This is a genomic window from Rhodococcus sp. CX (genome assembly GCF_015865005.1).
Lineage (GTDB): Bacteria > Actinomycetota > Actinomycetes > Mycobacteriales > Mycobacteriaceae > Rhodococcus.
Window position 1 is genome coordinate 10,997 of record NZ_JADZGH010000182.1, and the last position, 14,547, is coordinate 25,543.

Annotated in this window: 27 protein-coding genes and 1 pseudogene; all 28 read left to right on the forward strand. The window is 64.0% G+C overall.

Annotation, left to right across the window (positions count from 1 at the left end; translation table 11 throughout):
* The coding region (locus tag I0Q12_RS19240; RefSeq protein ID WP_231611023.1) for a phage antirepressor KilAC domain-containing protein at positions 1–865 on the forward strand (865 nt) is incomplete at its 5' end.
* On the forward strand, positions 862–1,173 hold the full coding sequence (locus I0Q12_RS19245; protein ID WP_307846353.1) for a hypothetical protein: 312 nt from the start codon (positions 862–864) through the stop codon (positions 1,171–1,173). The genes I0Q12_RS19240 and I0Q12_RS19245, both read left to right, overlap by 4 nt.
* Entirely contained in the window at positions 1,170–1,409 is a 240-nt protein-coding gene (locus I0Q12_RS19250) for a hypothetical protein (protein ID WP_197253614.1), read from the forward strand. Before I0Q12_RS19245 ends, I0Q12_RS19250 begins: the two co-directional genes overlap by 4 nt.
* Positions 1,406–1,573 carry a hypothetical protein gene (locus I0Q12_RS19255; protein WP_197253616.1) on the forward strand — a complete coding sequence of 56 codons (168 nt, stop codon included), beginning with the start codon at positions 1,406–1,408 and terminating at the stop codon, positions 1,571–1,573. The genes I0Q12_RS19250 and I0Q12_RS19255 overlap by 4 nt, the downstream gene beginning before the upstream one ends.
* On the forward strand, positions 1,570–1,788 hold the full coding sequence (locus tag I0Q12_RS19260; protein WP_197253619.1) for a hypothetical protein: 219 nt from the start codon (positions 1,570–1,572) through the stop codon (positions 1,786–1,788). The genes I0Q12_RS19255 and I0Q12_RS19260 overlap by 4 nt, the downstream gene beginning before the upstream one ends.
* Positions 1,785–1,907 (forward strand): hypothetical protein, encoded by a 123-nt coding sequence (locus tag I0Q12_RS34685; RefSeq protein ID WP_269437648.1) that lies wholly within the window; start codon positions 1,785–1,787, stop codon positions 1,905–1,907. Before I0Q12_RS19260 ends, I0Q12_RS34685 begins: the two co-directional genes overlap by 4 nt.
* Positions 1,904–2,062, forward strand: coding sequence for a hypothetical protein (locus I0Q12_RS19265; protein ID WP_197253621.1), 159 nt, complete (start codon positions 1,904–1,906; stop codon positions 2,060–2,062). The genes I0Q12_RS34685 and I0Q12_RS19265 overlap by 4 nt, the downstream gene beginning before the upstream one ends.
* Positions 2,055–2,192, forward strand: coding sequence for a hypothetical protein (locus I0Q12_RS19270; protein WP_197253623.1), 138 nt, complete (start codon positions 2,055–2,057; stop codon positions 2,190–2,192). Before I0Q12_RS19265 ends, I0Q12_RS19270 begins: the two co-directional genes overlap by 8 nt.
* A gap of 182 nt (positions 2,193–2,374) precedes the next feature.
* Positions 2,375–2,923: a hypothetical protein gene (locus I0Q12_RS19275; protein WP_197253625.1), complete on the forward strand. Its 549-nt coding sequence runs from the start codon at positions 2,375–2,377 to the stop codon at positions 2,921–2,923.
* 14 nt (positions 2,924–2,937) lie between these two features.
* The gene (locus I0Q12_RS19280) at positions 2,938–3,249 is read left to right on the forward strand and encodes a hypothetical protein (protein ID WP_197253627.1); all 312 of its coding nucleotides are present in this window, start codon (positions 2,938–2,940) and stop codon (positions 3,247–3,249) included.
* The gene (locus tag I0Q12_RS19285) at positions 3,246–3,593 is read left to right on the forward strand and encodes a hypothetical protein (protein ID WP_197253629.1); all 348 of its coding nucleotides are present in this window, start codon (positions 3,246–3,248) and stop codon (positions 3,591–3,593) included. The genes I0Q12_RS19280 and I0Q12_RS19285 overlap by 4 nt, the downstream gene beginning before the upstream one ends.
* A gap of 259 nt (positions 3,594–3,852) precedes the next feature.
* Complete coding sequence (locus tag I0Q12_RS19290) at positions 3,853–4,215, forward strand: hypothetical protein (RefSeq protein ID WP_197253631.1); 363 nt, start codon at positions 3,853–3,855, stop codon at positions 4,213–4,215.
* Positions 4,212–4,472, forward strand: coding sequence for a hypothetical protein (locus I0Q12_RS19295; protein WP_197253633.1), 261 nt, complete (start codon positions 4,212–4,214; stop codon positions 4,470–4,472). Before I0Q12_RS19290 ends, I0Q12_RS19295 begins: the two co-directional genes overlap by 4 nt.
* The gene (locus I0Q12_RS19300; RefSeq protein ID WP_197253635.1) at positions 4,469–5,419 is read left to right on the forward strand and encodes a YqaJ viral recombinase family protein; all 951 of its coding nucleotides are present in this window, start codon (positions 4,469–4,471) and stop codon (positions 5,417–5,419) included. Before I0Q12_RS19295 ends, I0Q12_RS19300 begins: the two co-directional genes overlap by 4 nt.
* Positions 5,416–6,447: a recombinase RecT gene (locus I0Q12_RS19305; RefSeq protein WP_197253637.1), complete on the forward strand. Its 1,032-nt coding sequence runs from the start codon at positions 5,416–5,418 to the stop codon at positions 6,445–6,447. Before I0Q12_RS19300 ends, I0Q12_RS19305 begins: the two co-directional genes overlap by 4 nt.
* Complete coding sequence (locus tag I0Q12_RS19310) at positions 6,444–6,989, forward strand: 3'-5' exonuclease (protein ID WP_197253639.1); 546 nt, start codon at positions 6,444–6,446, stop codon at positions 6,987–6,989. The genes I0Q12_RS19305 and I0Q12_RS19310 overlap by 4 nt, the downstream gene beginning before the upstream one ends.
* Positions 6,990–7,287: 298 nt before the next feature.
* Positions 7,288–8,136 carry an HNH endonuclease gene (locus I0Q12_RS19315; protein WP_197253641.1) on the forward strand — a complete coding sequence of 283 codons (849 nt, stop codon included), beginning with the start codon at positions 7,288–7,290 and terminating at the stop codon, positions 8,134–8,136.
* Positions 8,111–8,452, forward strand: a complete 342-nt coding sequence (locus tag I0Q12_RS19320) for a hypothetical protein (RefSeq protein ID WP_197253643.1) — start codon at positions 8,111–8,113, stop codon at positions 8,450–8,452. The genes I0Q12_RS19315 and I0Q12_RS19320 overlap by 26 nt, the downstream gene beginning before the upstream one ends.
* Positions 8,453–8,702: 250 nt before the next feature.
* Complete coding sequence (locus I0Q12_RS19325; RefSeq protein ID WP_197253646.1) at positions 8,703–9,080, forward strand: hypothetical protein; 378 nt, start codon at positions 8,703–8,705, stop codon at positions 9,078–9,080.
* Entirely contained in the window at positions 9,077–9,199 is a 123-nt protein-coding gene (locus tag I0Q12_RS34690; protein WP_269437649.1) for a hypothetical protein, read from the forward strand. Before I0Q12_RS19325 ends, I0Q12_RS34690 begins: the two co-directional genes overlap by 4 nt.
* The gene (locus tag I0Q12_RS19330; RefSeq protein WP_197253648.1) at positions 9,196–9,531 is read left to right on the forward strand and encodes a hypothetical protein; all 336 of its coding nucleotides are present in this window, start codon (positions 9,196–9,198) and stop codon (positions 9,529–9,531) included. Before I0Q12_RS34690 ends, I0Q12_RS19330 begins: the two co-directional genes overlap by 4 nt.
* On the forward strand, positions 9,528–9,788 hold the full coding sequence (locus I0Q12_RS19335) for a hypothetical protein (RefSeq protein WP_197253650.1): 261 nt from the start codon (positions 9,528–9,530) through the stop codon (positions 9,786–9,788). Before I0Q12_RS19330 ends, I0Q12_RS19335 begins: the two co-directional genes overlap by 4 nt.
* Complete coding sequence (locus I0Q12_RS19340) at positions 9,785–10,195, forward strand: hypothetical protein (protein ID WP_197253652.1); 411 nt, start codon at positions 9,785–9,787, stop codon at positions 10,193–10,195. The genes I0Q12_RS19335 and I0Q12_RS19340 overlap by 4 nt, the downstream gene beginning before the upstream one ends.
* A 10-nt stretch (positions 10,196–10,205) precedes the next feature.
* The gene (locus tag I0Q12_RS19345) at positions 10,206–10,514 is read left to right on the forward strand and encodes a hypothetical protein (RefSeq protein ID WP_197253654.1); all 309 of its coding nucleotides are present in this window, start codon (positions 10,206–10,208) and stop codon (positions 10,512–10,514) included.
* Entirely contained in the window at positions 10,511–11,275 is a 765-nt protein-coding gene (locus I0Q12_RS19350; protein ID WP_231611024.1) for a hypothetical protein, read from the forward strand. The genes I0Q12_RS19345 and I0Q12_RS19350 overlap by 4 nt, the downstream gene beginning before the upstream one ends.
* A gap of 862 nt (positions 11,276–12,137) precedes the next feature.
* Positions 12,138–12,500, forward strand: a complete 363-nt coding sequence (locus I0Q12_RS19355) for a hypothetical protein (RefSeq protein ID WP_197253656.1) — start codon at positions 12,138–12,140, stop codon at positions 12,498–12,500.
* Positions 12,472–13,989 (forward strand): terminase, encoded by a 1,518-nt coding sequence (locus tag I0Q12_RS19360; protein ID WP_231611026.1) that lies wholly within the window; start codon positions 12,472–12,474, stop codon positions 13,987–13,989. Before I0Q12_RS19355 ends, I0Q12_RS19360 begins: the two co-directional genes overlap by 29 nt.
* Positions 13,986–14,547, forward strand: a pseudogene (locus I0Q12_RS33275) (hypothetical protein); the annotation flags it as partial. The gene I0Q12_RS19360 and the pseudogene I0Q12_RS33275, both read left to right, overlap by 4 nt.

Sequence of the window (14,547 nt, forward strand, 5' to 3'; positions counted from 1 at the left end):
GGATGGTGCAGAGTCCCCGTTCGACGCCATCCGTCAGACCCGACCAGACGGCTCGGAGTTCTGGTCGGCCCGCGACCTCGCCCCGGTGATGGGCTACTCCGCGTGGCGGAACTTCATGGTTCCGATCGAGCGGGCGATGAAGGCCGCGGAGAACCAGGGGCACGACGTGTCCAGCCACTTTGCGGGATCCCGCAAAGTGGTCGTCCGCCCGCAGGGTGGCGGTTCCGAGCAGGAGGACTTCGAGCTCTCCCGCTTTGCTGCGTACCTCGTTGCGATGAACGGCGACCCGAACAAGCCTGAGGTTGCCGCGGCGCAGGCGTACTTCGCAATCCAGACCCGCGTCGCCGAAACCCAGACGCCGGCACCGTTCGCGCTTCCGCAGTCGATGAGTGAAGCACTACGTATGGCTGCTGACGAGTACGACCGCGCTGAACTCGAGGCGTCCAAGCGTCGCCAGCTCGAAGCGAAGGTTGAGCATGACGCCCCGATGGTCGCCAAGGCCGAGGCGCACTCGGCGTCGACGACGTCGATCAATCGGCAGGACTTCGCCCGTGAGGTGCAGACCTGGGGCAAGAAGATTCACGGCATCTGGATTCTCCAGAAGCATGTGATGGCGTTCCTTGCGCACAAGGGCATGACGGTGCGCGGCGATCGCTCCGACGCCGGGCAGGCCACCGCCACCGCGATCCGCAACGGCTGGGCGGAGAACTCGAAGTACACCGACGAGACGACCGGTCGATCCTTCGTCACCACACGGTTGTTGCCGAAGGGGCAGGACATCGCGTGGAAGTGGATCACCTCCTATGTCGAGGCGAACGGCACGCTCGAGCTTCCGCGACAGATCCACGGCGGTGATGCAGCGTGACCGACTACCTGTACCGCGTCGTCATCACCTCGATGCCCGAAGGAAGCACCTTCGACGTGGAGCTGCCGGACGGCGAGATCGTCACCGAACTCACCCCCGGGTGGGCGCCGGCCGGATGGAAGCCCGAAGGCAACTACGTCGAGATGCTCGGCACCACCGACTTCGTGTGGCCCACAACCCGCAAGACGTACAAGTCCCGGTCGGCTGCGAAGAAGCGCGCAGATCTGTTGCGCCGCTATGGCGCCGAGTGCGTCATCCAGCGATCGTCCCGAATCACCTGGCCCGAGATCGAGGAATCCGAGGCATGACCATCAACCAATTCGAGCCTGTCACCTACTACGCCTTGCCGATCCCGTCGGTCGACGTCGATGGCTTGATCATCGCGACCGGGCTGGGGGAGACCGAGGACGGCGATGACGTCGTGATGCTCGCGATTGCGGCGGGCCCGACGAACTTCGAGATCAACCTGTCGCCGGAAGACGCCAAGCAGCTCGCCGAGGACCTACTCGCGAACACTGCTGTGGACGAGGGCGGTGCAGCATGATCGCCACTTGCCTCCGGCTGGACGGCTGCGAGCGTGTCGACGTCGTCGAGTTCTACATCAGCTCCTCCGGCGAGCATCTCGCCCTCGTCGAGGCCGACTACCACGACGGATTCGGCCCGATGCAGATCGCTGTCACAACAGACCGTTTGGTGGTGAACGCATGACCCTCAAGAAACCGTTGACTGTCGCCGAAGTGATGGCCGTGTCGGGCCGCGGTGAGGTTCGTGTGCGCAATGCTGCGAACTCGGGTGCCCTCAAGCATCTGCCGAGGCAGCCGCACTGCCGGTTCTTCTTCACTGAAGAGGCGGTCGCCGACTGGATCGCTGCCGGCTCCCCGGAAATGCCGGCGCCGCAGCGGCGGGGGAGGCGAGCAGCATGACCCGACTCCGCGCATCCCTGTTCCTTGCCTGCCTATTCGCCGGCGGCCTGGTCGCCGGTGCCTGCCATGACGAGCCCGTGTACACGGCGCCCGTCAGCAAGTGGGAGGAGCAGCGATGACCTCCCCGGATCCCGCTGACCTGCGGATTGCTGTTGCCAGCATCGGTTTCTTCGCTGCCCGTAACCGCAAGTCCGCGTCCGATACCCCGATTCATGACGCGCTCTGGGATGAGCAGCGTCCACCAACGTTCCGTGAGGAGCCTTCCGATGTCTGACCATTTCGCTGTTGACCGCGGCGAGCTCGTCGCTGCCCCCAAGGCCAAGCTCGGATGGTTCGCGGGTCTGTTCCTCGGCCTGTTCACCGTTGGTCTCGGTGGCCTCATGTTCGTGGGGGTGTGGCAGTGAGCATCGACTTCGTTCCGCAGCTGGTTGCCCGTCCCGGCGCTGCCGGACGCATCGCACGGCCGAGCATGACAGCCGTTCAGCGGGCTGTGCTGAGGTACCACACCCGCCGGCGGCGCAGTAACGCTGAATCCGCTGAGCAGTGCGCTGCCCGCCAGTTCGCCTCAGAGACTCGTGACCACGAGATGACCGTGCTGCAGGACGACGGCGTGTACCGGCATATCCAGTTCGCGAAGCCTGGAACCGGAATCTGGTCTTGGACGCTCACGACGTGGCCCGGGCACCTCTGCATCGATGGTGACCTCGAGTCGTACACGTTCGCCCGCGAACACGACATGTTCGAGTTCTTCTCCCTCGACCGGGGTCGGATCAATCCGCACTACTGGGCGGAGAAGATCACGAACGATGCTGCCCGGCGGGCGACGCGCACGTTCTCGGAAGAGAAGGCGACATCTGCTGTCGTTCGGGAGTTCCTCTACCAGCGGCACTACAGCGCGGGTCCGGCTGCGGATGCGTGGGAGGACCTCCGTCACCGCGTGATCAACGACATCCATACGTTCGACGAGTCCCTGTTCCACGATGCCGTCAACCGTTGGAACTACGACGGATTCGAGTTCACCGACACCTATGAGTGGGACACGCAGGACTGGGATCACCACTATCTCATCGCTTGCCATGCGATCGCGTGGGGCATCGCCAAGTACCGCAACGCCCGAGCGGAGTCCCAGCAGTGAGCCTCCATCCACCTATGCACGGCCAGGTTTCCTGCGGCACCAACAGCGGGTACCACACCCACCTCCGCCGCGGCGAGAAAGCCTGCGACCCATGCAAGGCAGCGCACACCGACTACCAGCGCCGCGCAAACGCGGTGCGCCGCTCCAAGAAGCTCATCGACCAGGGCGTCACCGTGCAAGCTGTCACGTTCGCCGAACTGTATCTCGCAGCACCAGTCCCGCTGCAGAACCGGCTCGACCACCAACTCGGCGCCGACATCATCGACGCCCTCATAAAAGCCCACGACGACTACATCAGCATGGTGCAGAAAGGGAACGCAGCATGACCGCCATCTTCGACGACCACGATCAACTGATCGTCGATGACGAATCCCTCTCGAACGCCATCGACGCCTGGGCTCGATCCATCCTGAACCGTCCGGCCTTGAAGCCGGATCCGGCCTTGAAGCCGGATCCGGCCTTGTGGGAGGCCTTCTCCGAAGATCGGGAACTGTATCCGGCGCCAGCGTCGATCCGCATGGACATCGAACTCAAACGCTGCGAGAACCCCAACTGCCACCGGTTGATTCGGCCGAAAGGCACACGCGCCGAACAGTTCCCCGGAACGGTCCTCGTCGGATCGAAAGGCATGTGCCAGTGGTGCTACCGGGTGAGCAGGAGCGTGTCATGACTGCGATCAACACGTACGGCGATCCGGGTGCCGATCCGTCCGAGGAGTGGACAGGGCACCGAGATCCCTCCGGTAGTTGGGATCGACCGCCGACGCCACTCTTGCCGCCGGTGCCTGCCGGCCACGCCGACTGGATCGAAGTCGACGAACGCGAGTTCTACCGCGCATGGAAGGACGACTTGCCGTGCTGGAAGTCCGATGTCGTGCACGGCGACCAGCACCGGACTCGGTTCTTCATCAGCCATTACAGGAGTCACCCATGACCCACACCCCAGAATCGTTGCGGGCCGCAGCGGATTTCCTCAACACCATCCACTACAAGGCCAGCGCAACAGCATTGCGCGCCGAAGCGGAACGCCTCGAACGGGAACAAGCCGACGAGAAGATCATCGACGCAGCCATGGCTGCATTCGTTGATGCCTACGGCGACATTGCGTACATGGCCGACTGTGACGACAGGTCGGTCCGAGAAGGACTCAGTGCGGTGTACAAGCTGATCCTCGCGAAGCTCGACGAGGGCAAGGCCGAGCCGAAGCGGAGCAATGGCGGTAGCAATGGCGGATGGCCTACCGCATCCGGCTCTGCCGAGTCGGTGTCCATTGTTCTCGGGGGCACCGAGTGACCGACATCGATCACGGCGCCGCTGCTGACCGCGCCCACGAAATCCAACTCGACCACCAGCTCGGTGTCACCACGTTCCCGGATCCGGGGCCGAAGTGGCAGTGCCCGAAACCGGAATGCCCCATGGTGCGCACCACCGCGTGCAAGCCGGCCGGGTGTGCGAACGACCTCATCAACGCGCGCACCTTCAAGGCCCAGTACCACGGACACACCATCAACGACAACGACAACGACGTCGTAGGCGGGTGGGATGAATGAGCGCCACCTTGCTCGACACGCCACTCGAACCTGGCTCTCCGGAATGGCGTGCTGCGCTGACCGCATCGAAGATCCCGGCGATGTTGCGGCTGAACCCGCCGGGCTGGGGCAACCGGTTCTCGCTGTGGCATGAGATGGCCGGCCTCGTTCCTGCTGACGAGTCGACCGACGAGATGCGCCGCGGCCACTACCTCGAACCGGCTATCGCCGCATGGTTCGCCGACCAGCATCCCGAGTGGCGGATCGTGCGCACCGGAACGTGGCGGAACGATCAGCGGATCTGGCAGTACTCGAACCCAGACCGTCTGATCTGGCGTACCGGTGGCCGGCGCCGCATCCTCGAACTCAAGTCCGACGCATCCGGATACGAGTTCGGCACTCCCGGCACCGACGAGATCCCCGTGTTCTACCGGGCGCAGGGGTTGTGGCAAATGGACACCCTCGACGCCGAGGTGGTGCATTTCGCGGTAGTCAACTCGCGGCTCTCGTTCGCCGAGTACGTCATTCACCGAACACCGGAGGTGGAAGAGGAGATCCGGTGGTTGCGGGGCGAAGCACTCGCGTTCCTCGCCACACTGCCGGGCGGATCGAACCCGACCCGCCCGGACATCGACGAGGACACCACCACCTACGAAACCCTGCGCAAGCTCGCACCCGGATTCGACGGCACCGATGCGGTGCCTATCGAGCCGAGCTTGGCCGACCGCTACTTCGCTGCGATCGACGCGGAAGATGCCGCGAAAGCCGAACGCCAGCACGCCGCATCGCTCGTTCTCGATGCGATCGGCGAAGGACGGCGCGCAGTGACCGTCACGCCCGGCGACGACGACACCTCCATCGAAACGCACATCGCCACCCGCGTCCCGGGACGCGGCGACAACCCGCCCTACCTGAAGAAGGGCACCCGCAAGACCAGCTTCATCACCGACATCAGGAGCGCAGCATGACCACCCTGCAGAACGCCGTCGCCAAGCGCGACGACAGCCCCCGCGGAATGATCGCCGCATACCAGTCCGACTTCCAAACCGTGCTGCCCTCCCACGTCAAGCCAGAGACGTTCGTACGTCTCGCCCAGGGCGCACTGAAGAAGGGGCGCAAGGACCGGTCCGGCCGCACCGATCTCGAGATCGCCGCCTCCAACAACCCATCCGTGTTCATGGCCGCCCTGCTCGACGCAGCCCGCCTCGGCCTCGAGCCAGGTACCGAGCAGTTCTACCTCACCCCACGCAAGGTGAAAGGCCAGCTCGAAATCCTCGGTGTCGTCGGATACCAGGGCATCATCGAGTTGATGTACCGGGCCGGCGCGATCTCGTCGGTCGTCGCCGAGGTCGTCTACACCAACGACTCGTTCCGCTACCAGCCCGGCCGCGACGAGATCCCGAACCACGAGATCGACTGGGACGCCGACGACCGCGGGACACTGCGCCTCGTCTACGCCTACGCCCGCATGAAGGACGGCTCGTTCTCGAAAGTCGTCGTGATGAACAAAGCGGACATCGACCGCATCAAGAAGTCCTCGCAGGGATCGTCTGGAGAGTACTCCCCATGGACGCAGCATGAGGCTGCGATGTGGCTCAAGTCCGCGGTTCGCCAACTGTCGAAGTGGGTGCCCACCTCCGCCGAGTACGTGCGCGAACAGCTCCGGGCCGTGCGTGACGTCAAGTCCGAAGGCGCAGTGCGCGACTGGATCCGCGACGAACGCATGAACGGATACGGCGCCGACGAGCGTGGTATCAGCGACATCCTCGACGGTGAGATCGTCACACCGGATGCGATCGACGGGGTGCAGCTCGCCACCGATCAGCAGATCACCGCACTTGTTGCAGCGATCGAAGCTGATGGTGTCACCGACCCGGCCGCCCAGCTGAAGTGGGTGGCCGACACAGTCAAACAGCTCGACCTGGAGAAGCTCGAGGACCTCACCAACGACCAGGCGCAGTGGCTCCTCGACGGATTCGCCGGCGGTGCCGCATGAGCGAACGTCAGCTGATTGTCGTCGACATCGAAACGTCCAGCCTCGATGTCTCCTGTGCGGTAGCACTCGAGATCGCTGCCGTGAACGTTGCGACCGGCGAGGAGTTCTACTTCGCCCCGTGGATCAAGCGTGAGCTGTACAGCAAGTTCGATGCCGATGCACTTGAGGTGAACCGGTACTTCGAACGCGGTGTGTTCCGCGAGGCCGCAACCTCCGACAGAGCAAACGAGGACGCACTCGAGAAGCTCGCCGACATGCTCGCCGGAAACACGCTCGCGGGGTCGAACCCCGCGTACGACGCGGCCGTCCTGCGCAGGCACCTCGCGGCCCACCTGAAGGAACCGCAGCCCTGGCACTACCGGCTGGCCGATCTGGCTGCGTATGCGGCCGGTCGGTTCGGACTGCCTCCGACCGAGACGCCCGGACTGTCGAAGGTGTGCGAGCTCCTCGGAGTCACGAACGACGACCCGCACACGGCGATGGGGGATGCGCGCGCAACTGCCGAGTGCTTCCGCCGGCTGATGGCGAGTGATCGACCGTGAGCGAACCATCTGTGACGGACTCTGTCGAGCCGTCAGCAGCAATCAAGGCTGCACAGAATCCGCACGTTCCGCCCCCGCGTTTCTGCAAGGTGTGCGGTGCTCCCGCAGCCGCTGGTGCGTACTGGTGCCGCGACTGCCGGGGACTGCTGTGACCGTCACGTGCCCAGTGTGCCGACGCCCCGCCCAGGTCACCGAGACCGGGCGGGTGCGTCGGCACCGCGACGGCGCACACCACGTGTGCGTCATGTTCGGGCACCACATGCCACTCGACGACGAAGAAGTGAGGAGGGCCGGCTGAATGGCCGTCTCGAAGAGACAGCGATACGAGATCCTGCGCCGAGACAACCACGCCTGCAGGTACTGCGGCGCCACAGCCCCGGACGTGAAGCTCGTCGTCGACCACGTCATTCCGCAGGCGCTCGGAGGAAGCGACGAACCGTCGAATCTCATCACCGCCTGCGACCCGTGCAACAGCGGCAAGTCGGCGACCATCGCCGACGCACCGGTTGTGTCTGATGTCGACGAACGGGCAGCGCAGTGGTCGTCAGCGATGCGGCAGGCCGCAGAGGAAATCAGCGCAGATTCGCGGCTGGTCAACACTGTGTGTGAACGGGTCGACGAGATCATGCCCGGATACCGGCCGGTGGGGTGGCGGAACAGCATTCAGCAGATCCTCGCGGCCGGCCTTCCCGATGAGGTGATCGTCGACATGGCCCACGTTGCGATGGACGCGTACGGCGTCAATGACCGGTGGAAGTACTTCTTCGGATGCTGCTGGATTGGGGTCCGAAAGCTGCAGGGCAGGGCCACTGAACTGCTCGATGCTCCGAATCATGCCCAAACGCATGCTCCGAGCAATGCTCCAAGCAATGCTTGGAGCACATCCTACGAGTACATGCTCGACGTCGAGATTGTCGAGCGAGAGTGGGAAGACGTCAACGCACTGTTCAGACAGCACGAGGACGCTGAACTGCCGAAATGCCTTTGTCTAGCGGATGAATGCAGCGCCGGTAACGCCCTTCTGTGTCGGTACGGGCTAGCAAAATACATGCTCGGGTGGATAGCGCATCGAGCATCCGGCGGAGCCTTGGATGGACCAGGAAACCCATCGGAGGTGAGCGATGGGACTGCCCTGGATCCGGCTTGATACCACCTTGGCGGACCACCCGAAGATCCTCGAATTGGTTGAGGACAAGGCGTTCCAGGCGGCATTCGCGGCCGTGATGGCGATGACCTACAGCGGAAAACACGGCACCGACGGGTTCATTTCGAGGTCAGCTTTGCCGTTCATTCACGCCCGAACCGTGGACGCGAAACGGCTCGTCAAGGTCGGTTTGTGGGTTGAAGTGCCGGGCGGGTGGCTCATCAATGGTTGGGACGAATACCAGCTCAGCGACGATGCCGCGAAGAAGCGGCGGGAGCGAGCGCAGAAGGCCGCGGCGGCGAGGTGGTCGAAGGAATGAGCGCTCCAAGCAATGCATCCGAGCAATGCTCCAAGCATATGCGCCAAGCAATGCATCGAGCATATGCACGTACGGGACGGACGGTACTTACGAAGATGATTGGTTACGTTGAGAATTCATCTCACCTAAGCAACGCGTGCGCGCGCGTACAGAAACTTCCCTCGAATGTGGACGGATCTCACGGACAGGTCGCCGCTTCGCGCGACCGCCAGGAGAACACCAACACGGTTATCCACAGACTGGGGGAGATGTGACCCGTTCCCGGAAATCCGCCAAGGCTGCCGGGCAACGCTTCGAAACAGCCATTGCCGACTATCTCGCCACCCACGTCGATGACCGCATCGAACGGCGCCGACTGAACGGCTCAAAGGACCGCGGAGACATCACAGGCCTGAAGATCCACGGGATGCGCACTGTCATCGAATGCAAGGACTATGCCGGCCGGTTCGAGATCAAGCCGTGGCTGGATGAGGCGGCGATCGCCCGAGACAACGACGACGCCGATATTGCGCTGGTGGCGGCGAAGCGCCGCGGCACTGCGAAGCCTGGCGAGCAGGTGGTGTTCATGACCCTTGACGACTTCATCGCACTGATCACCGGTGTCCGACCTGAAGGGGGCCCATCGTGACTCGTCTTTCCCGCATCGCTGGCATCACCGGCCTGTGCATCGCCGGGTGGCTCACCATCGCCGCCTGGACCATCGACCGAGCCTCACAAGCCCTCTACGAGATCGGGGACACCGAATGAGCACCTTCGACGAATTCATCTGGCAGTGGGATGAGCACTACGGAGTTCGCCTCTTCGAGCACGAAGACGACTGGGGATGGACGGTGTTCGGCGCACCTCGATCACGCGACATCCTCGCCGCGATCAACCGGCTCGCGCGCGAGAACGGAGTGCGGCTCGATCTGAGCGAAGCCATCAACGATGACATCGACAACTTCGTGTTCAAAACCAGAGTCGCTATGAACGTTCGGACCTGCGAGGAAGACGACTCCTACTACACGTGGGACTGGTCGGACGACTTTGACGATCTCGACCGCGGCGGAGTTCTCATGACGGTGGTGACGCTGCAGTGAGCCTGCACCACGAGCGGCAGCGCGCCCAACACGGCCACCCGATGCACCGCGACCACACCGAAGACCTCGAAACCGGCATCGCATCGGCCGTCCGGGAGATCGACGAGATGCGCGCCGCCCTCAACTCCGTTCGCGGCTACGCGCAGTCCCTCCGTGACCTTGCCACCGTCACCCGCGACGTAGGAGGCGACTACCTCGCCCGGGTCTACGACGACATCGCCACCACCCTCGAACGCAAGATCGGAGACCGACCATGACCCCCGATCAGCTCCGCCTCCTCACCGAACTGCACCCCCGGCAGATCCTTGGACTCGCCGACGCACCCGACTACTGGTGCCCCCAACTCCGCGACACCCGCGGAGGAGGAACACCCACAGACCCTGAATGGCGCGCCGCCGGCCTCTGGCGCAAGACCTACTCCTGGGGCATCGCCATCACCACACCCGGCGACCACATGGACGAACGTGGCATCCGAGCGCCCGAGCACGCCGTGACACTCACCTGGCAGCAGATCACCGCCTGGTCGGAGTCGCTGCCCGAGGAACGCCGCGCCGCCGCACGACGCGCACGCATGTCCATCCACACTACCGACGAGAACGACGCGGTCACCGAGCTCCTCGCACCCATCGAGTCCACACCCCGCGCCGAACTCACCCTGTTCTGAAGGATCCACTATGGCGATCAAACGATCCATCCACCGCACAGAGATCCCCATCGCCGACTCGACCACCCAACGTCTCCGCGGCTACCGGAGCGCCCTCCACGTCGCACCCTCCCGCGCAAACCCGAATACACACATCGAAATCTGGTATGAGATGGCCGATATCGACGAAACCTCCGAAGTCAGATTCCACGTCCACGGCACAGGCCACCGATTCGACCACCACCCCCTTAGCACCCCGTACATCGGAACCGTCTTCACGCACGGCGGCCGCCTCGTATGGCACGTGTACGCCGAAAACCCACTCTCGGAGAACCTGTGACCACCCCGGCAAAGTCCCGCCTCATCCACATCGACACCAACGGCATCGGTCGCTGCAGCCTCTGCCCCTACACCTACCGAGCCTTCACACCCGCAGCCAGACTCGACGCATCCGAGGTATCACTCCTCATCGACCGGCTCGACAAGATCGCCACCTGGGTATGCGCCGAACTCGAAACCGTCATCACCAACCAAGTCGCCTACACCGACAAAACACTCACCTGCATCAGCACCGACGGCGAAGTGCCACTCTCGTTCAACGACCACGCATCCGAGTTCGCATACGACCTTCTCGGCACTCTCCGGAACTGGACCAACTACGTCGCCAACGAACGCGCCCTGCCCTGGCCCGGCGACGGCCGCGCACCCCACTTCGCCCGCTGGCTCAGCCGACACGCCAACGAACTCGCCCGCACAGAGCAAGCAACCCTCGCCTACAACCAGATCATCAGTCTCTACGACGCGGCCTTCAAGATCGTCGACCGACCACCAACCCGAACCCGCACCATCAACAACGACCAACTCGCCGAAGCCCGCAAGCTCGAACTCAACGCCAAAGCCTGCGCAGACATGGCCCGCACCATGGGCGCCGAATACCGCAGCCTCACCAAACGCCGAGTCCTCCACCTCATCGACACTGAAGCCGTCACCCCACTTCGACATGTCAAGGCTGGCCGCTGGAAATCACCCATCCTCCGACTCGGCGACGTCCTCGACGCACACCTCACCCACCCGACAGCAGACGAAAGGTCCACGGCATGAACATCGTCGACTTCATCGAAGCCCGCATCGCTGACCCCGACCAAAACCCCGAGTGGCGCTGACCAGCCACGGACACCATGCGTGCTAGGCTTCGCCTGGCAAGGTGAGAGTGGAGTACCCCGGAACAGGTACACCACCCTCACCTTTCGCATTTCCATCCCACGAACTTGGGCAACCGCCAACCGCCGAAAGACTGCCGGCAGCTGGTGGCGCGCCCGGCCGACTGCTTCCCCCAGCGACCAGGCGCAGCCCACCCCCCGTCCGGACGCGCCCGAATCCCTCGTGCTGCACGCCGCCTCTCACGGGCCGCGGCTGTGCGCCGGGATCCGCAGGCGCGTCCGGACTTCACCTCGCGCAGAGGAGAAGACGTGACGACGACCACCGAACGGGGCCTCGGCTGGACCCACCAGAAGCAACGCGAACGACTACTCAAAGCCCACATCGACGGATCACCATGCTGGTGGTGCAACCAGCCCATGTTCCGCGACCCAAGAAAGAACCGCGACGGCAAGCCACTCGAAGCCGACCACTCACAAGCGCGCTCACACGGCGGCATGAAAGCCGACCGACTTCTCCACAAGTCGTGCAACTCCAGCCGGCAAGACGGCAGCCGCGACCACCAACGCCCCGCCCTCCGCAGTCGGCCACGGCCGCAAGCATTCCCATGGCCCGACCTGCCTGAGGGCGTCTGACCTGCGGAATCAATGTGCAGGCCACGGAGTGAACAGGTCAGCGACAACCCCAGGTACCCCTACCCGAAATCTGACGCGGAGTCGACTCCTGACCGCACGGCATCCCAGTCAGGAATCTCTCTCTGGCGTTTTTTCCACCACACCCACCCTGTGACAGGAGGTGATGCTGCATGGCCACGAAGAAGCCCCCGCTGCGCGCTGTCGCTGACGACGAGACGGCAGCACCCCCTTCGCAGCCGTTGTCGGTCGCCCAGGCCGCGAAGACCGGCTCACATCGGGACCTGTTGGTGGCGATGCGCGATCGGATCGCGGAGACGGTCGCGGGCGCGAGCTGCCCGCCCCGTGATCTGGCGTCGCTGACGAAGCGACTGCAGGACATCGCGGACCAGATCGAGGCGATCGATGCTCGGGAAGCCGACGAGGTTCCGGCCTACCGTCTGCGGGACCTGGAGGCAGCGTTGCGCGAGTTCGATCCGGAGCACCCGCTACTGGCAGGCATGGTCGATGACCGGTTCGACGCGTCGGCTGTCTGAGGTTGCCCGCCACCTGGTCATCCCGGAGGGGATCGTCACGTCGCAGTTCCCCCGGGTATACCGGCGGCTGCAGGAGGTTGGGGTCTCGTTCGACCGGTGGCAGCAAGGATTCGGTCAAGTCGCGCTCGGGTGTCGCAAGTCCGGCAAGTACGCCGCGTCGATCGGTGGTGTGGTCGCCTCGATTCCGCGTCAGGTCGGCAAGACCTACACGGTCGGCAATCTGATCATCGGGCTGTGCCTTGAGTTTCCCGGCCTGCGGGTGATCTGGACATCCCACCACAATCGGACGACGACGAACACCTTCCGGTCGATGCAGTCGATGGTGCGACGCAAGAAGGTGTGGCCACACATCGCGGCGAACGGGGTCCGAACAGCGAATGGCGAGCAGGAAATCCGGTTCGTCAACGGGTCGATCATCATGTTCGGTGCTCGCGAACAGGGTTTCGGCCGCGGTATGGATGCTATCGATATCGAGGTGTTCGACGAGGCGCAGATCCTCGGGATGAAGGCACTCGAGGACATGGTGCCGGCGACGAACGCCGCGAAGCACGAGCACGGCGGCCTGGTGTTCTTTATCGGGACACCGCCGCGGCCCACTGACGAGGGCGACGCCTTCGCATCGAAACGGAAGAAGGCACTCAAAGGCCTGACCCGCGATCAGGTGTATGTCGAGATCTCGGCAGACCCCGACACGGACCCTGACGACCAGTCGAAGTTCGGTACGTTCAACCCGTCATATCCGCATCGCACCCCGCTGGAATCGATGCTGCGGATGCGAGAGAACATCCCTGACAACGACTCGTGGCGCCGCGAGGCGATGGGCATCTGGCCGGAGGATGCCGACGAAGAGAAGCATGTTGTCGACAGGAGCGCCTGGGCTGATCTGTACAGCGGTGAGCCGGAGTTCACCGGGCTGGCCTGTTTGGCGGTGGACATGTCCACTGAGCGTGAGAGTAGGGACCGCACCTGCTCGATCGTGGTGGCGGCCAAGACGACTGCCGGCGCTCACCTACAGGTCGGATATCACGGCAGCGCAGACACCCGCACAGTCGTCGCGTACCTTCTCGCGTGCGTCGAGGCGGGCGATCCGATCGCAGTCGTGATCGATCCGAAGTCGACCGCGCAGGTGCTTGAGCAACCTCTCCGGGCGGCGGGTATCGAGCCGGAGATGATGCGTGTGTCCGACGTGATAGCAGCCACTGCCGGGTTTCTCACAGCGGTCGACGAAGGAACGGTCACGCACGACGACGACGAGCGAATGGCTCAAGCGCTTGCGGTTGCGAAGTTGCGTGAGATCGGCGACGGAGGCGGCGTTGCATGGGCCCGCAAGGCGTCGGGAACGATCTGTCAGCTTGTGGCCGCATCGAACGCCTTGTGGGGCCTGACCGAATTCAAGCCGAAGCCTGCACCTCCTCCTCAGGAGTTGAGGTTCGAGCCGACACCGAAAGGCGGGTCACTCATGGGTGATGTGATGGAGATGTCGTGGTGAGCGTGGTCGAGGCGCCGGCGGCGGGCGAGATCGGGTACGTGGTCGCGAACCCTGATGCCGGGTACCGCGAGATCGACCCGGAGGAAACGTTCGAGCTGAAGTGGCCGTCGTGCCTCAAGGTCTACGATGCGATGCGCCGCCAGGACGCGCAGGTCCGTACGGTGCTCAAGGCAGTGACGTTGCCGATCCTGGCTACTCAGTGGCGGTTGGATCCCGCGGGCGCACCGGACGAGGTTGTCGATTTCATCGGTGAGCAGCTCGGGCTTCCCGTCGTCGGGGCGGAAGGTGATGAGGCGGATCCTCGTCGGATGCGACGATTCTCGTGGTCTGAGCATCTGCGCATGGCGCTTCTGGCATTGCCGTTCGGGGCGATGTACTTCGAACAGGTCGTCGAGCTCAATCCGGAAACGAATCGAGTCGAGCTACGGAAGCTGGCGCCGAGGATGCCGTCGACACTCGACGACATCCATGTGGCGCGTGACGGCGGCCTGGTCGGGATCGAGCAGCGGCCGCCGGCGCCGGCGAGGGCGGTGCGGGCGTCGGACCTGAAGTCACGTG